This is a genomic window from Microbispora sp. NPDC046973, assembly GCF_040644495.1.
In the GTDB taxonomy this organism is placed as follows: domain Bacteria; phylum Actinomycetota; class Actinomycetes; order Streptosporangiales; family Streptosporangiaceae; genus Microbispora.
The window spans coordinates 79,546-95,712 of the sequence record NZ_JBEYWQ010000021.1 but is presented as its reverse complement, the minus strand read 5'-3'; the positions used below and the strand labels follow the sequence as shown (position 1 = coordinate 95,712).

Annotated in this window: 15 protein-coding genes; 10 read left to right on the top strand and 5 right to left on the bottom strand. The window is 71.5% G+C overall.

Annotated elements, in window-relative coordinates:
* The first annotated feature begins 226 nt into the window (after positions 1-226).
* The gene (locus ABZ860_RS31145) at positions 227-835 is read left to right on the top strand and encodes a helix-turn-helix domain-containing protein (RefSeq protein WP_357226803.1); all 609 of its coding nucleotides are present in this window, start codon (positions 227-229) and stop codon (positions 833-835) included.
* Positions 832-2,142 (top strand): MFS transporter, encoded by a 1,311-nt coding sequence (locus ABZ860_RS31140; protein WP_357226802.1) that lies wholly within the window; start codon positions 832-834, stop codon positions 2,140-2,142. Before ABZ860_RS31145 ends, ABZ860_RS31140 begins: the two co-directional genes overlap by 4 nt.
* A gap of 51 nt (positions 2,143-2,193) precedes the next feature.
* Here the strand turns inward: ABZ860_RS31140 and ABZ860_RS31135 are convergent, their stop codons facing one another.
* Together ABZ860_RS31135 and ABZ860_RS31130 are read right to left on the bottom strand one after the other, a co-directional pair.
* Positions 2,194-3,393, bottom strand: a complete 1,200-nt coding sequence (locus ABZ860_RS31135) for a PAS domain-containing sensor histidine kinase (protein ID WP_357226800.1) — start codon at positions 3,391-3,393, stop codon at positions 2,194-2,196.
* Between the two features lie 188 nt (positions 3,394-3,581).
* Entirely contained in the window at positions 3,582-4,964 is a 1,383-nt protein-coding gene (locus ABZ860_RS31130) for an MFS transporter (RefSeq protein WP_357226798.1), read from the bottom strand.
* A gap of 122 nt (positions 4,965-5,086) precedes the next feature.
* On the opposite strand from ABZ860_RS31130, the gene ABZ860_RS31125 reads away from it, so the two are divergent.
* A complete protein-coding gene (locus ABZ860_RS31125) occupies positions 5,087-6,064 on the top strand; it encodes a LysR family transcriptional regulator (protein WP_357226797.1) in 978 nt (325 codons plus the stop codon).
* Here the strand turns inward: ABZ860_RS31125 and ABZ860_RS31120 are convergent.
* Both ABZ860_RS31120 and ABZ860_RS31115 read right to left on the bottom strand, forming a co-directional pair.
* The gene (locus ABZ860_RS31120) at positions 6,009-7,451 is read right to left on the bottom strand and encodes a DHA2 family efflux MFS transporter permease subunit (RefSeq protein ID WP_357226795.1); all 1,443 of its coding nucleotides are present in this window, start codon (positions 7,449-7,451) and stop codon (positions 6,009-6,011) included. The two genes, ABZ860_RS31125 and ABZ860_RS31120, sit on opposite strands and share 56 nt — an antisense overlap.
* The gene (locus ABZ860_RS31115; protein ID WP_357226792.1) at positions 7,451-8,029 is read right to left on the bottom strand and encodes an NAD(P)H-dependent oxidoreductase; all 579 of its coding nucleotides are present in this window, start codon (positions 8,027-8,029) and stop codon (positions 7,451-7,453) included. Before ABZ860_RS31115 ends, ABZ860_RS31120 begins: the two co-directional genes overlap by 1 nt.
* A gap of 67 nt (positions 8,030-8,096) precedes the next feature.
* Between ABZ860_RS31115 and ABZ860_RS31110 the strand changes: the two genes are divergently transcribed.
* The 5 genes from ABZ860_RS31110 to ABZ860_RS31090 all read left to right on the top strand — a co-directional run bounded on the left by ABZ860_RS31110 (position 8,097) and on the right by ABZ860_RS31090 (position 13,036).
* Entirely contained in the window at positions 8,097-8,744 is a 648-nt protein-coding gene (locus ABZ860_RS31110; RefSeq protein WP_357226791.1) for a TetR/AcrR family transcriptional regulator, read from the top strand.
* A gap of 90 nt (positions 8,745-8,834) precedes the next feature.
* A complete protein-coding gene (locus tag ABZ860_RS31105; RefSeq protein WP_357226789.1) occupies positions 8,835-9,278 on the top strand; it encodes a helix-turn-helix transcriptional regulator in 444 nt (147 codons plus the stop codon).
* A 10-nt stretch (positions 9,279-9,288) separates the two neighbouring features.
* A complete protein-coding gene (locus tag ABZ860_RS31100; protein WP_357226787.1) occupies positions 9,289-9,699 on the top strand; it encodes a VOC family protein in 411 nt (136 codons plus the stop codon).
* 148 nt (positions 9,700-9,847) lie between these two features.
* On the top strand, positions 9,848-12,232 hold the full coding sequence (locus ABZ860_RS31095) for an excinuclease ABC subunit UvrA (RefSeq protein WP_357226785.1): 2,385 nt from the start codon (positions 9,848-9,850) through the stop codon (positions 12,230-12,232).
* Positions 12,233-12,451: 219 nt separating this feature from the next.
* Positions 12,452-13,036 carry a dihydrofolate reductase family protein gene (locus ABZ860_RS31090; RefSeq protein ID WP_357226783.1) on the top strand — a complete coding sequence of 195 codons (585 nt, stop codon included), beginning with the start codon at positions 12,452-12,454 and terminating at the stop codon, positions 13,034-13,036.
* Between the two features lie 195 nt (positions 13,037-13,231).
* On the opposite strand, the gene ABZ860_RS31085 is transcribed toward ABZ860_RS31090, so the two are convergent.
* Positions 13,232-14,239, bottom strand: a complete 1,008-nt coding sequence (locus tag ABZ860_RS31085; RefSeq protein ID WP_357226782.1) for an RNA polymerase subunit sigma-70 — start codon at positions 14,237-14,239, stop codon at positions 13,232-13,234.
* 252 nt (positions 14,240-14,491) lie between these two features.
* Here ABZ860_RS31085 and ABZ860_RS31080 point away from each other — a divergent pair, with 252 nt between their 5' ends.
* Both ABZ860_RS31080 and ABZ860_RS31075 read left to right on the top strand, forming a co-directional pair.
* Positions 14,492-15,388 (top strand): alpha/beta hydrolase, encoded by an 897-nt coding sequence (locus ABZ860_RS31080; RefSeq protein WP_357226780.1) that lies wholly within the window; start codon positions 14,492-14,494, stop codon positions 15,386-15,388.
* Positions 15,372-16,163 (top strand): MerR family transcriptional regulator, encoded by a 792-nt coding sequence (locus ABZ860_RS31075; RefSeq protein WP_357226779.1) that lies wholly within the window; start codon positions 15,372-15,374, stop codon positions 16,161-16,163. Before ABZ860_RS31080 ends, ABZ860_RS31075 begins: the two co-directional genes overlap by 17 nt.
* Positions 16,164-16,167 lie beyond the last annotated feature (4 nt).

Genomic DNA, 16,167 nt, shown 5'->3' with positions numbered 1-16,167 from the left:
GCCATCCCCGCCGCCCGGCTTGGCGCCGTTCCGGCCCTCGACGACGAACCTTGCGGCTGGAGATGGATGAGGGCGTCGATCGGGGCTTTCGGTGCCCGAGGCCACGAAAGGCTGCCGACCGGCTCGGATCCGATGACCTCAGGTTGATCAGCCGCGTGGCGCAGCGCTGCAGACAATGTTGCAGAGAGTCCTATGCAAAGTGTTCTCTGCAACATAGCCTGTCGGCATGAGTGACGAAGTGGAACCAAAGGCGGCGGCCCGGCACAAGCCCGTACGGCGCCTTGACGCCCGCAGCCTGCGAGGCCTGGCGCACCCATTGCGCATGAGCATTCTGGAGATGCTGACCCTCGACGGCCCGGCCACTGCCACGGGGCTGTCGGCACGCCTCGGCGAGAACACCGGCACCGTGAGCTGGCATCTGCGGCACCTTGCCCAGCACGGGTTCATCGAAGAGGAGACGGGCCGCGGCACCAAGCGCGAGCGCTGGTGGAGAGTCGTCGAGGACACGAAGGTCCTGGAGACCGCTGAATTCCGCGATGACCCCGACACCAGGGGTGCCCTGTCGGTTTACATGCACGAGCTGGTGCAGCAGTACTTCAGCCGGGTCACGAACTACCTGAGCGAGAGCTGGGACGGCGACTGGCAGCGTGCCGGCACCATCTCCGACTGGCGGGACCTGCGGATGACGCCGGCACAGCTCAAGTCGCTCAACGACGAGTTGATGGCCGTGATCGCGCGTCACACTCCCGAGCCCGGCGCGGAGGCAGCGCCTGGGGCGCTGCCGATCATCGTGCAGATCCAGTCGTTCCCCCGCAAAGAGCGGGAAAACGGATGAGCCAGGAGATACATGTCAGTCTCCTGCGTCGGGATCGGGATTTTCGTCTGCTGTGGTGTGGAGAGACCACGGGGAAGTTCGGTGCCTCCGTCACCGCCGTGGCGATGCCCCTGATCGCCGTCTCGTCCCTGCACGCCAGCACATGGGAGGTCGGGGTACTAAGCGCCTCGGCCTGGCTGCCGTGGCTGGTCATCGGTCTCCCGGTCGGAGCGTGGGTAGATCGGGTGCGTCGCAGGCCCGTCATGCTGACCGCTGCCGCGGTGTCTTTCCTGCTGTTCACCGTGGTTCCGGTCGCGGAGTGGACCGGCCACCTGAACGTTGGCCTGCTGGTGGTCATCGCGCTGCTGACGGGCACTGCCGCCGTGTTCTTCCAGACCGCCTACACCGCCTACCTTCCCAGCATCCTGACCCCCGCAGACCAACTCGAAGGCAACGCGAAGCTGCACGGCAGTGCGTCGGCCGCCCAGATCGCCGGCCTCGGCTCCGCCGGCCTGATCGGGCAGACGGTAGGCGCGGTCAACGCGATGTTCGCCAACGCGGCGACCTTTCTCTTCTCCCTCCTCTGCGTCGCGAGCATCCGCAAGCGCGAGCCACGCCGCGAAAGGAGGGCCGTCCGCTCTAAAGCTCTGCTCGACGAAGTCGGTGAAGGCTTGCGACTGGTCGCCCGGGATCCCTGGCTCCGCACGCTGACGTTGTTCGGGGCTGCCTCCAACCTGGCCCTCATGGGCTATCAGTCGATCCAGGTCGTCTTCCTCGTCCATACCGTGGGCCTGGCGCCCGGAGCGGTCGGCGCGCTCATCGCAGCCGCCAGCGCGGGAGGTATCGCCGGGGCATTCGTCGCGCGCCGGGTCGCCGACCGGATCGGGACCGCCCGCGCGATGCTGCTGTTCGAGCTCGGGTTCGCGATCTTCGCGCTGCTCATCCCGGCCGCCTCTGCCGGAGCCGGGCTCCTTCTCTTCGCCACGGGCGGATTCTGCGTGGTAGCAGGCGTCGTGGCCGGCAACGTCATCAAGTCGAGCTTCCAGCAACGTTACTGCCCGCCGGAGCTTCTCGGGCGTCTCACGGCGAGTACGGCTTTCCTCAACTACGGAACGATCCCGCTGGGCGCTCTGCTCGGCGGATGGCTGGGAACTGTCTTCGATCTCCGTACCGCCATGTGGATCACGACGGCTGGAGTGCCGCTGGCCGCGCTCATCCTCCTTTTCTCCCCCATCGGGCGCTCCCGCGACTTGCCGATGGTCCCTCGCCCCAGGAGTGTCCCGGGGCGGACATCTCCCCGTCCGGAGCCATCACCGCAATCGCGCTGATTCACGATGCTCCACCGCGTGGACCTCCTCGACGGTTTCAGGGACATCGCTTCAGGGACATCGCTCGGTGGCGAGGGGCAGACGCAGGACGAAGCGGGCTCCGCCGTGGTGCTCCGCGGCGTACAGCCGGCCGCCATGCTCCTGGGCGATCTCCCGGGCGATGGACAGGCCGAGCCCGGACCCGCCGGGATCCCGTGCGCGGGCCTCCTCCCGGCGGTAGCGGCGCTCGAAGACGCGTTCGCGGTCTTCCGGCGGGATGCCGGGGCCGTCGTCGAGGACCTCGAGGACGGCGTCGGGGGGGTCGGCGGTGACCACGACCTCGATCTTGGTGGTGGTGTACCGCTCGGCGTTGGTCAGCAGGTTGCCCAGCAGGCGGGCCAGGCGGATCGTCGAGGCGCGTACGCACACGTGCGGGTCGAGGCGGGTGAGGACGGCGGCGCGCGGGGTGCGGCGATCCAGTTCCTCGCCGACGAACTCGGTGAGGTCGATCACGTGCTCGCCCTCGTGCGTCTCGCTGTCCAGGCGGGCGAGGCCGAGCAGGTCGGCCACGATGTCGTTGAGCCGTTCCGCGTCGCGCAGCAGCTTGCGCAGGATCCGCTGCAGGTCGATGTCGGGTTCGGACAGCGCGACCTCCAGCTCGGTGAGCAGGCCCGTGATGGGGTTGCGCAGGTCGTGGGAGGCGTCGTAGACCAGCCGCCGCTGCCGTTCGATGGCCTCGCGCAGGGCGGAGGTCGTCTCGCGCTGCTCCCGGTGCGCCCGCCTGAGCTGGTCGTTGAGGGTCTGCAGTTGCAGGGCCAGGGAGTTCTGCTCGCCGCCCGCACCGGCGCACTGCAGCGCGCGGACGAAGTCGGTGACCTCCTCGCTGCTGAGGATGATCCACCGGACCTCGCCGTGCGGCCCGAGCACGGGCGTGTTGACCGTGCTCCAATACCGCTCCTCGAACACGCCGGGCCGGCCCGCCGCCTCGATGTCGTACCTCTGCAGAGGCATGAAGTCGGGGCGACGGGTGGTCAGCACCTGTTCCAGGGAGGTGCGCAGCATCCGCGCGCCCTGATGCTCGGTGTCCTGCGGCGCCGCGGGGTTGGGCGGGAAGACGTCGAACAGATTGCGGCCCACCAAGTCCTGCGGGCTGCGCCCGGCCAGTTTGAGACAGGCGTCGTTGGCGGCGAGCACGACGAAATCGGCGGTCAGCAGCAACGACGGGGCCTGACTGACCCTGAACACCGCCTCGTAGTCGATCTGTGGCCTCATGACCACGGTGCCCTTCCACACCCCGTCTTCAGCCCCCGCAGCCGGCACGACTCCCGGCCGCCCGTCCTGCGGCCGCGCTGACTCCCATTCCCAGGAAGCCGCAGGTCACCGGGGCAGAGCGGCGAAGGAACGACGGAATAGGAGATGAACGCGCCCGCGGCCATCGCGACGGCCGTCCACCGGGCGCCTCATCCAGCCGGGCGCCGGGACGTCCGGGCCACGGCGGCGGCCGCCACGGCGCAGACCACGGCCGGCGCGACCAGCGCGTACGCCGCGCCGCGGTGTCCCTGATCGGCGACGCCGACGGTCACGAACGCGCCCGTCACGGCGACGCCGATCGTCGCCCCGAGCTGCCGGGCCGCGTTGAGCAGCCCACCGGCCACGCCGGCGGCGCCTTCGGGAGCCGCGGTCACGACCAGGGTGGCCAGGGCGGGCAGCGCGAAGGACACACCGAAGCCGGTGGCCACCAGCCCGGCCAGCAGGAACGGATAGGAGGCGCCCGCCCACACGGCCGCGCCGAACGCGACGCCGCCGGCCGCGAGCAGGCCGAGCCCCGCCAGCACGGGCGGCCGCGGCCCGGACCTGGCGACGATCCTGCCGGTCAGCAGCGGATTGACGGCGAAGGGCAGCGTCATGGGCAGGAGCGCCGCTCCGATCTGCCCCGGCGTCAGGTCCAGCGCCTGCTGGAAGAGCAGCGGCAGCACGAACAGCACCCCGCTCATCGCGAAGTTGACCGCCGCTCCCGCCAGCAGCGCGCCGGGGACGCCGCGTGTCCGCAGCACGGCGGGCGTCAGGACCGGCGCGTGGCCGCGCCGCTGCCGCACGGCGAAGGCGCCCGCCGCAACGGCCGTGGCACCCGCCGACCAGGCGGCGTGGACGAAGGAGTGGGCGCCGAGCGCGATCAGCGTGTCGGTCAGCAGGGCCACCGCCGCGCAGGCCAGGATCTGGGCGGCCCAGTCGATCCGCCGGTCGCCCCGCGGGCAGCGTACGGCGGCCCCGGCTGTGAGCGCGAGGGTGACGGCGGCGAGCGGGGCGTTGATCAGGAAGATCGCCCGCCAGCCCGCCAGGTCGGTCAGCGCCCCGCCGGCGACCGGACCGGCCACGAGCGCGGCGCCGCTGGTCGCCGCCCAGACGGCCACCGCCCTGGCCCGCTCGGCGGGCAGCGGGTACAACCGGGCGATCATGGCCATCGACGCGGGGACGCAGCCCGCCGCCGCCAGGCCGAGCAGCGCCCGCAGTCCGACGAGCGCCCACAGCGACGGCGCGAACGCGCTCAGCAGGCTGCCGAGGCCGAAGGCGGCGACGGCCACCCGGAACACGCGGTGCGCGCCGTATCGGTCGGCCACCGACCCCGCCGTCAGCAGCGCGGCGGCGAACACGAGGGTGTAGCCGGTCACGGTCCACTGCAGCCCAGCGACGCCCGCGCCGCCGAAGGACCTGGCGAGGTCGGGTTCGGCGACCGACAGGACCGTGGTGTCGAGCAGCACCATGAAATAGCCGAGCGCGATCCCGGCCAGCGCGCGGGACCGGGTGGGCGCCGCCGGGGGAGCGGCGGAAACAGCCGACGTCACGAGGATCTCCAGGAGGTAGACGACACGGGGGTCACTGTGGCGTCGGCCGCCCTGCGGCTCCACCGCCCCAGCCGCAGGCGGCGTTCGGAATAACCGAACGCTCCGGGCCCGTTCGGTGCGGCATGGAACTGCGGCAGTTGCGCACCTTCGAGGCGGTTGTGGCACATCGGACGGTCACCGACGCCGCCGTCGCCCTGGATCTCGCGCCGTCGTCGGTGTCGGAGCAGATCAGGACGCTGGAACGGGACCTCGGCGTCGCGCTGTTCGAGCGGGGTCCGCGGGGGATGCGCCTGACCGCGGCGGGCGAGCGCCTGCGCGGCTGGGCGCGCCGTCTGCTGGACCAGGCCGACCAGGCCCGGCGCGACGTCGCGGAGGCCCGGCCGGTGCTGCGGCTCGGCGCCCTGGAGACGATCGCCGCCGTGCACGTGCCCGCGGTCCTGGCCCGGCTGGCCGAGCGCCGTCCCGACCTCGTGGTGGAGGTGCGGTCGGACGGCGCCCGCGACCGCCTCCTGGACGCGGTCGCCGCCGCGGACCTCGACGCGGCGCTGCTGCTCGACACCGGAGAGGATCTGGGCGGGCTCGGCTTCGGGGCGCCGGCCGCGCCGCTGGCCTTCCTCGACCTCGATCCCGTGCCGCTCGCGCTGGTCGCCGCGCCGGACCACCCGCTGGCCGCCGCGTCCCGGCTGCGCAGGGAGGACCTGTACGGCCAGCGGCTGCTGGTCAACGTGCCCGCCTGCTCGTTCTGGCTGGCGGGGGAGCGCCTGCTGGGCGACCGGGTGGAGCGGGTCCGGGCGGGCGGCGTGCCCGTCATGCGGGCGTGGGCCGAGCGCGGCCTCGGGATCACGCTGCTGCCGTGGTTCGCGGTCGCCGACCGGGTCGCCGCCGGCGCCCTCACCCGGCTCGCGTTCGACGTCCCCGGCCTGAGCCTGCGCCTGGTGTGGCGGGCCGACCGTGAGGCCCTTCCGGGCATGCGCGAGATCCTCTACGCGAGCGCCGCCTCCGAGGCGGTCAGCGAAGCGGCCGGGGAAACGGCCAGCGAGACGGTCAGCGAGGCGCTCGGCCTCCCTCCGCCCGCCGATCACGGCGCTGCGCGGCGGTGAGCCAGGCCGCCCCGGCCAGGCCGAGCACAGAGGCGGCGGTGAGCCCCCAGAAAGCTGCGTGGAAGGCGCCCTCCACGCCGTGGGGCAGCCGGGCGGTGAGCACCAGGGCGAACACGGTCCCGCCGAGCGCGCCGCCCAGCCGCTGCAGGATGTTGACCTGCGTGGTGGCGTCCGCGAGCTGCTCGGGGACGACCGCCTGATAGGCCGCGACGGCGGCCGGCGTCACGGCGACCGCGAGCGCCATGCCGCGCAGCAGCAGCAGGCCCTCCACCGCGGCCGTGTTCATGTCCGTGTCGAGCAGCGCGAACGGCACGGTGGTGGCCACGGTGGCGAGGCCGCCGTACAGACTGACGATGCCGCCGCCGAAGCGGTCCACGAGCCGGCCGCTGACCGGCAGGAGCAGGGCGGTGCCGAGACCGAGCGGAATCAGCGCCAGCCCGGTGCCGGTCACTGCGGCGTCCCGGCCGATCTGGAAGTACAGCGGGAACAGCAGCGTGGCGCCGAACAGCGCGGCCCCGGTGAGCGCGGCGGTCGCGGTGGCGGCGGCGTACGCCGGGTTGGCGAACAGCCGCAGGTCGAGCACCGGGTGGGCGGTGCGGCGCGCGTGCCAGGCGAACGCGGCGAGCGCGAGGGCGCCCGCGACGACCGGGCCGAGCACGCCGCCGAATCCACCCGAGGAGGCGCCGCGCTCGCCCCAGGCGCTCAGGCCGTAGATCAGGAGCGGGACGCCGGCGGCGACGAGCAGCAGCCCCGGCCAGTCGAGACGGCCGGGCTGCACCGACGGCCGCTCGCGCGGCACGTGGCGCAGGCCGAGATACAGGCCGAGCGCGCCGAGGGGGAGGTTGACCAGGAACAGCCACGGCCAGGAGCCGAGGTGCAGGACGAGTCCGCCGAGGGCGGGGCCGAGCGCGGGCGCGAGCGTGACCGCGATGCCGAGGGTCGCCATCACGCGGCCGAGGCGGTGCGCGCCGACCGCCTGGCCGAGCACGGTCTGCCCGGAGGGCAGGAGCAGGCCGGCGGTGAGCCCCTGTGCGACGCGGAACGCGACCAGCCAGCCGATGTCGCCTGCGAGGGCGCACAACCCGGAGGTGAGGGTGAAACCGGCGAGCGAGGCGAGCCAGACCGGCCCGGCGCCGAACCGCCGCCCGAGCCAGCCGCACGCGGGCAGCGACAGGCCCAGGGCGATCAGGTAGGCGTTCGCCACCCATTGGGCGTCGCCGAGGCCGGCACGCAGGTCCGTCGCGATCGTGTCGAGGCCGACGTTGACGACCGAGGTGTCGAGCTGGCTCATGAACGCGCCGAACGCGATCACCAGGGCGAGCCGCCAGACGGGCCGGGGGATGGGCGTGTCGGCGGCCCTCGCACCGGCGGCGGTCGGGGCGGTCATCACGCCGCCGCCCGGCGCCGGAGGGACCGCAGCGCCCCGCCCCAGGCGGTGACCTGGTCGAGCAGGACGTCGAGCTCCCGGTCGCGCCGCGGTCCGGGGGTGAAGTCCTCGCCGTCGAAGTCCGCCGACAGCGACAGCGCCACCTGCGCCCGGACGTCGGCGACCTGCAGCTCGCCCATGACCACGCGCAGGTGCTCGACCGCACGGGCGCCGCCCGCGTCGATGCCGTAGCTGACGAAGCCGGCGGCCTTGTTGTGCCACTCCCGGTAGAGGTAGTCGATCGCGTTCTTCAACGGGCCGGGGATCGACCGGTTGTACTCCGGGGTCACGAAGACGTACGCGTCGAAGCGCGCGATCGCCTCCGCCCACGCCTTGGTGTGCGGCCTGTCGTACCGCCCGTGGGCGGCGGGCCAGGGCTCGTCCAGCACCGGCAGGTTGTAGTCGGCGATGTCGACGACCTCGGCCGTGAGGCCCTTGCGGCGCACGGCACGCCCCTGCACCCAGCGGGCGACGGCCTCGCCCCGGCGACCCGGCCGCACGCTTCCCATGATGACGGCGAGAGTGAGTTCAGGCTGCATGACGTCCCCTCCAGAGGTAAAGTAAACCGTGTACGGCAGAAATTAGCGTAACCCGGATGGAGGACACGTGGACGGGTCAGATCGGCCGGAGGGCCCGAGGCGGGGACGGCCGGCCAAGGACGAGGCCATCACCCGGGCCGCCCGCGCCGTCTTCGGCCGCGACGGGTACGCCCGCACCACCACCGACGCCATCGCCCGCGAGGCGGGCGTCTCGACCCGCACGCTCTACAAGCATTTCGGCAGTAAGGAGCGGCTGTTCTCGGTGGTGCTCGCCGAGAGCGCGACCCGGGTGGCGGACGCCTTCGCGGACTACGTCGAGCGCGGGCTGCGCGAGGCCACCGGTCCGGAGGAGCGGCTCGTCGCCGTCGGGCGCGCGCTGGTCGCCCATCGCGTCGACTTTCCCGAGCACTTCGCGCTCGTCCAGATGATCAACGTGGAGGGTCCGCACTTCCCCGGCCATCTGCTGGAGGAGTGGCAGGAGGCCGGGCCGCTGCGCGTACGGGGCGAGGTCGTCCGCCGGCTGGGGGAGCTGGCCTCCGAGGGGCTGCTCCGGATCGCCGACCCGCAGCGCGCGGCGCTGCACTTCATCGCTCTGGCGACGTTCGAGGCCTCCACCCGGTCCGCCGAGGGGCCGTTCACCGGCGAGCAGATCACGGACATGGTGACCGCGGGCGTACGGGCCTTTCTGGACGGCTACCGCAGGGCGGGGGGCTGAGCGGCGTCGTGGTGATCCGCCGCAGGTCAGACGGCCGGTGTGGGGTGTCCGGCAGGCCGGACAGTCGGTGGCGCGACGTAGGCTTCTCGCGTGAGCAGCCGACCCGTCTCAGAACAGCACCTGCGCGATCTCGCGCTGCTGCGCCGCGTCCGCGACCGGATCGACCGGGAGTACGCCCAGCCCCTGGACGTCGAGGCGCTCGCCCGCGGGGTGAACATGTCCGCCGGGCACCTCAGCCGCCAGTTCCGGCTCGCCTACGGGGAGTCGCCGTACAGCTACCTGATGACGCGGCGGATCGAGCGGGCGATGGCGCTGCTGCGTCGCGGCGACATGAGCGTCACGGAGGTCTGTTTCGCGGTCGGCTGCTCGTCGCTGGGCACCTTCAGCACCCGCTTCACCGAGCTGGTCGGTGTGCCGCCCAGCACCTACCGGCGTGAGGCGGCGAGCGCGACGGCCGGGATGCCGCCGTGTGTGGCGAAACAGGTGACCAGGCCTGTCAGGAATCGAGAAGCGCGGGTCACCAGCCGCAGCTAGCGTGACTGACATGCGCGTCTCCATTCACTCGGCCTTCCTCCCGCACGACGACCCGGACGTGGCCCTGGCCTTCTACCGCGACGTCCTCGGTTTCGAGGTCCGGGGCGACGTCGGTTACGCCGGGATGCGCTGGATCACGGTCGGCCCCGTCGGCGAGCCCGGCACGTCCATCGTTCTGTACCCGCCTGACGGCAACCCCGGCATCACCGAAGACGAGCGCCGCACCATCGCCGAGATGATGGCCAAGGGCACCTTCGCCATGATCACCCTGGCCGCCGACGACCTCGACGGCCTCTTCGAGCGGCTGGAGGCCCACGGCGCCGAGGTCGTGCAGGAGCCGATCGAGCAGCCGTACGGGGTTCGCGACTGCGCCTTCCGTGATCCCGCCGGCAACATGATCCGGATCAACCAGGTGCGCTGAGCCGGCCACGCCGTACGGCTGGTGTCGCGTCCACGCGCCGGCGCACGAAACCAGGTGTACCGCTCGAAACTGGTTAGATCGAGCCTGGTGACGCCGACGGAGGCCGCGCAGGCGGCCCCGCCCGAACGCTTTGGAGAGCACGATAAGCATGGCCACGAGGACGGACGCGCAGTCTCCTGCGCTGCACGTTGCCGACACCCACGACCTGATTCGCGTCTACGGCGCGCGCGAGAACAACCTCAAGGACGTCAGCATCGAGATCCCGAAGCGCCGGCTCACGGTGTTCACCGGTGTCTCCGGCTCGGGCAAGAGCTCGCTGGTGTTCGCCACGATCGCCGCCGAATCGCAGCGGCTGATCAACGAGACCTACTCGGCGTTCGTGCAGGGTTTCATGCCGACGCTGTCCCGCCCCGAGGTCGACGTGCTCGACGGTCTGACGACCGCGATCGTCGTCGACCAGGAGCGGATGGGACCCAACCCCCGCTCCACGGTCGGCACCGTCACCGACGCCAACGCGATGCTGCGCATCCTGTTCAGCCGGCTCGGCCGGCCGCACATCGGCTCGCCCCAGGCGTTCTCCTTCAACGTCGCCTCGGTCAGCGGGGCGGGCGCGGTCAAGTTCGAGCGCGGCGGCACGACCGTGAAGGAGCGGCGCGAGTTCAGCATCACCGGCGGCATGTGCCCGCGCTGTGAAGGCCTGGGCCGGACCTCCGACATCGACCTGTCCCAGCTGTACGACGACTCCAAGTCGCTCAACGAGGGCGCGCTCACGATCCCCGGCTACAGCGTCGACGGCTGGTACGGCCGCATCTTCAGCGGTTGCGGTTTCTTCGACCCGGACAAGCCGATCCGCGACTTCACGAAGACCGAACTCCACGACCTGCTCCACAAGGAGCCGACCAAGATCAAGGTCGACAACATCAACCTCACCTACGAGGGTCTGATCCCGCGTATCCAGAAGTCGATGCTGTCCAAGGACAAGGAGGCGTTGCAGCCGCACGTCCGGGCTTTCGTGGAGCGGGCGGTGAAGTTCACCACCTGCCCCGAGTGCGGCGGCACCCGGCTCAGCGAGGCCGCCCGTTCGTCGAAGATCAAGGGGATCAGCATCGCCGACGCCTGCGCCATGCAGATCAGCGACCTCGCCGACTGGGTCCGCGGCCTCGACGAGCCGTCGGTCGCGCCGCTGCTCACCACGCTGCAGCAGCTCCTCGACTCGTTCGTGGAGATCGGGCTGGGCTACCTGTCGCTCGACCGGGCGTCGGGCACGCTGTCGGGCGGCGAGGCGCAGCGCGTCAAGATGATCCGCCACCTCGGCTCCTCGCTGACCGACGTCACCTACGTCTTCGACGAGCCCACGACGGGCCTGCACCCTCACGACATCCAGCGAATGAACGATCTGCTGCTCCGGCTGCGGGACAAGGGCAACACGGTGCTGGTCGTCGAGCACAAGCCGGAGATGATCGCGATCGCCGACCACGTCGTCGACCTCGGCCCCGGCGCCGGCACCGCGGGCGGCACGGTCTGCTTCGAGGGCACCGTCGAGGGGCTGCGGGCCAGCGGCACCATCACCGGCCGCCATTTCGACGACAGGGCCGCCCTCAAGGAGACGGTGCGCAAGCCCACCGGCACGCTGGAGATCCGCGGCGCCAGGGCGAACAACCTGCGCGACGTCGACGTCGACATCCCGCTCGGGGTGCTCGTCGTCGTCACCGGAGTCGCCGGGTCGGGCAAGAGCTCGCTCATCCACGGGTCGGTCCCCGCCGGCGCGGGCGTGGTGTCGGTCGACCAGGGCGGGATCCGCGGCTCGCGGCGGAGCAACCCGGCGACCTACACCGGACTGCTCGACCCGATCCGCAAGGCGTTCGCGAAGGCCAACGGCGTGAAGCCGGCGCTGTTCAGCGCCAACTCCGAGGGTGCCTGCCCCACCTGCAACGGCGCCGGGGTCATCTACACCGACCTGGCGATGATGGCGGGGGTCTCGACCACCTGCGAGGAGTGCGAGGGGAAGCGGTTCCAGGCAGCGGTGCTGGAGCACAAGCTCGGCGGGCGCGACATCAGCGAGGTGCTCGCGATGCCGGTGGCCGAGGCCCAGGAGTTCTTCGGCTCCGGCGAGGCGCGCACGCCCGCCGCGCGCGCCATCCTCGACCGGCTCGCCGACGTCGGGCTCGGCTACCTCACCCTCGGCCAGCCGCTCACCACGCTGTCCGGCGGCGAGCGGCAGCGGCTCAAGCTGGCCACCCACATGGCCGACAAGGGCGGCGTCTACGTCCTCGACGAGCCGACCGCCGGCCTTCACCTCGCCGACGTCGAGCAACTGCTCGGGCTGCTGGACCGGCTGGTCGACTCCGGCAAGTCCGTCATCGTGATCGAGCACCACCAGGCGGTCATGGCGCACGCCGACTGGATCATCGATCTGGGTCCCGGCGCGGGTCACGACGGCGGCCGGATCGTCTTCGAGGGCACGCCGGCCGACCTCGTCGCCGCCCGCTCCACCCTCACCGGCGAGCACCTCGCGGCCTACGTCGGCGCCTGACCAAGGCCGTCCGCGACCGCCGGCCCGCGACACCTCGGGCTCGCGGCCGGCGTCGCGCCGCCGGCCGCGAGCACGAGTTCCCGGCTCTGTGTGCGTGAAGTGACGCCGGTCACGTCGCGGGCGTCCACCTGGTCGCCGACAGCGCAGATCGCGCACCGATTAGGTTTCCGCGCCCCGCCCGTCTGTACGTGTGAGATCGACTCACGGGAGGCTGGCACGATGCGGAAACTGATTTTCGGCATGAACGTGACCCTGGACGGCTACATCGCCGCGACCGGCGACGACATCGGCTGGGGTGGAGGGGAGGGACCGGACTCATCGCCGAGCGCCGAGCTGTTCCAGTGGTGGTACGACCAGATGCGGGCGAGCGATCTGTCGCTGTACGGGCGCAAGCTGTGGGAAACGATGAGCTCCCACTGGCCGACCGGCGACCAGCAGCCCAACGCCACCCCGGCGGAGATCGAGTTCGCGCGCCTCTGGCGGGACATGCCGAAGGTGGTGTTCTCATCGACGATCGACAAGGTCGACTGGAACACCCGCCTGGTCGCCGGCGACGCGGTCGCCGAGATCACCCGGCTCAAGGCCGAGGACGGCGGCCCGATGGACATCGGCGGCGCGACGCTCGCCGGGGCGGCCATGCGGGCCGGGCTGATCGACGAGTACGCGCTGGTCACCGTGCCGGTCCTGGTGGGCGGCGGCACGCCGTTCTTCACCGCGCTGGACAGCTGGGTGAACCTGAACCTGGTCGAGACGCGGACATTTCCCGGTGGCGTGGTGCTGACCCGATACGAGACGAGGCGATGAGCACGGGCCGGATACCCGGCCCATGAGGCCACGTCGAAATCCTTCCTGGCGTGCTCACCGTGACCCTCGGGGATGAGGGAACCTTTTCCCGGCCCTTCCTTGCGTTCCGAGTGAGCTGTCGACCGCTGGCTGAAGATGAGGACGACGGTGACGCCGGCCGTGCGCTGGACTCGTCGACGATGGCGACTTGTCCGATCACAGCGTCGCGGGCAGGGTCAGCCATGGTTTGTCGGCGGCGTCGAATCCGGTGAGTTCGGCGATCTTGCCGTCGACGATGTGCAGGACCGCGATGGTGAACAAACGGTATTCCGGGTCGTCGGGGGTGCGGAGGTACAGCGCAGCGGCAGGCATGCGGTTGACCGTGGTGGCGGTGCAGCGCCAGTCGTCGTGGCCGCGCTGGAAGAGCCCGCCGGAGACCCAGCCGTCCACCGCGTCCTTGGCCGTGACGGTCAAGGTGCCCGGCTCGGGCAGCATCGCGAAGCGCAGGTCGTCGCGCAGCAGGGCCGTCAGCCCGTTGAGGTCGTTGCGCTCATGGGCGTCCATATACGACTTCACCACGCCGCGCTCGTCATCCGACAGTTCGTGCGTGGCAGGGCTCCGCCAGTCGAGGCGGCGGTCGGGCAGCTGCTCGCGCATCGTCACGCGCGCCCGCTGCAGCGCGCTGGTCACCGATGCGACGGTCAGCTCGAGGGCGTTGGCGGCCTTGGACGCCGGCCAGCCGAGGACGTCGCGCACGATGAACACCGCCCGCTGCCGCGGCGGCAGGTGCTGGACGGCGACGATGAACGCCAGCTCGATCGTCTCCCGCGCCACCACCGATTCCTGCGGGTCCTCCGGGAGCATCCGGTCCGGATAAGGCTGCAGGTAGCGCACTTCCGAGCCCGCGCCCGGCAGTTCGGCAGGCACGGGTGTGCGCTCGTTGCGCTTCTCCAGAAAGTCGAGGCAGGCGTTCGTCGCGATCCGGTACAGCCAGGTCCGCAGCGCAGCGTGCCCCTTGAACGACTCCCGCTTGTCCCACGCCCGCAGGAACGTCTCCTGCGTCATGTCCTGGGCGTCCTCGTAGTTCGCGAGCATCCGGTAGCAGTGCACCTGCAGCTCACGCCGGTAGCGCTCCGTGATGAGCGCGAACTGTGCTGCGTCATTCGAGCGGGCCGCCGCGATGAACGGGGCCTCGTCGTGGCCTGGCAGTCTGGCGTCGGTCATGGTCGTCAATCCTTCCGCGAGTGGCGAGGGGCTACCAGAACTGACGACGTGGCGGAGGATTTCTGAGCGGTGAAGCCGCTCACACCGGGCCGTTCGTCAGGCCGGGTCACGCAACGGATCGTCGGGGCAGCCGCTTCGGATGAGCGGCTACGCCGCCGGGGCCGCTCGGGGCACGGGCCGCCGCGCGGGTGCGGACGTCCTGTCGCCGCGCCACTTGACCCTGACGCCGGGTCAACCTCTCAGCATGGTGGCATGACCACGGAAACAGAGGCCGCCGGACCGCGCGGGCCGTACGGCGAGCACGACGATGACGGAGAGCGGGCCGAAAGAGGCGACGAGGCGATGCGGCACTTCACGATCAAACACGACGGCGTCACGATCCCGGTGTCTCGCGGCGGCCGGGGGCGACCGCTGGTCCTGTGCCCTGGGCTGAACTCGACACAGGCCGGCCTGCACGAGCTGGCCGGGCTGCTGCGGCGCGACCACGACGTGGTGACCTTCGACCTGCGGGGCCACGGCCTCGCCTCGGTCGCCGACCGTTACTCCTTCGAGGACTTCCTCGGCGATCTCGTCGCCGTGATGACGGAGCTGGGACGCCTCGGCCTGCCCGCGGCGCCCGTGCTGGTGGGCTACTCGCTGGGCGCGGATCTGGCCGTGCACTATGCCTCCGAGCATCCCGGCACCGTGGCCGGACTTGTCCTCATCGACGGGGCGAACCCGGTGCCGGAACCGTTCATCACCGAGGCCGTCCTGCCGGAGTTCCGCGCCATGTGGGAGGACCTGGCGGCGCGGCAGGAGGCCGTGCGGGGCACCGCGCGTCAGGTCGTGCTCACCCCGCAGGAAATCCTCGACCTGAACCTCGAGATCGATGCGGTCCGGGCCGACATCCTCGGCCGGTACAGGAAGATCGACCGGCCTATCAGCATGATCATGTCGGCCTCGATGGCCGGCGACCGCGGCGCAGGACACGCGCCGCGGTTCAACCGGATCTGGCGTGCCGGCGTCGAGCGGCTTACCCGCGAGCACCCGCACATCGCCACGTCCTGGCTCGACGCCGACCACCAGCTGGTCTTCACCCATGCCCCGGAAATCGCCCGGATCATCCGCGGTGCGACTCCGGGAGACTGGTCGGATGCTGACCATCGGTGAGCTGGCGTCGTACGCCGGAGTGACGGTGCGCGCGGTGCGGCACTACCACGCCAGGGGACTGCTGCCGGAGCCGGAGCGGGACCACTCCGGCTACCGCAGATACGACGGCGGCGCGGTGGTCGAGCTGATCAAGATCCGGACCCTCGCCGAGGCCGGGGTCCCGCTGGCGCGGGTGCGGGAGCTGCTGCGGGCCGGCGAGGAGGAGTTCGCCGCTGCGGTCGCGGACATCGACAGGCGGCTGCGGGCGGAGATCCGGGAGCGGCAGCGGCATCGCGAGCGGATCGCCCGGCTCGCCTCGGGGGACAGCCTGGCGCTCCCGCCGGAGGTGGTCGAATACCTCGGCCGGTTGCGGGCGCTCGGGGTCGACGAGCGGATCGTCCAGGCCGAGCGCGACGGCTGGATCCCGCTGGCCGCGCACTCGCCCACGCGAGTCCCCGAGTGGATGGCGCGCAAGCGGGAGCAGCTCGACGACCCGCGGCTCGTGGACTTCTACCGCTCCCTCAGCCAGGCTCTCGACCGAGCCGACGACGACCCGCGACTGGTCGAGCTGGCCGACAAGCTGGCCGCCTACATCACGCGCATGGCCGACGAACGGGGCGAGGACTACCTCGACGACATCGACATCGAGTCACCGCTTGTCACGCCGATGGACAGGCTGGCGTTCGACACCGTGCCGCCGGCGCGCCGGCTGATCGAGCTGCTGAAGCAGCGAGGCTGGACGGGCTGGACCAAGCTCGAGCGCGTGGCCCCCAGGCCGGGTGCGGCTCCCCGGTAGTGCC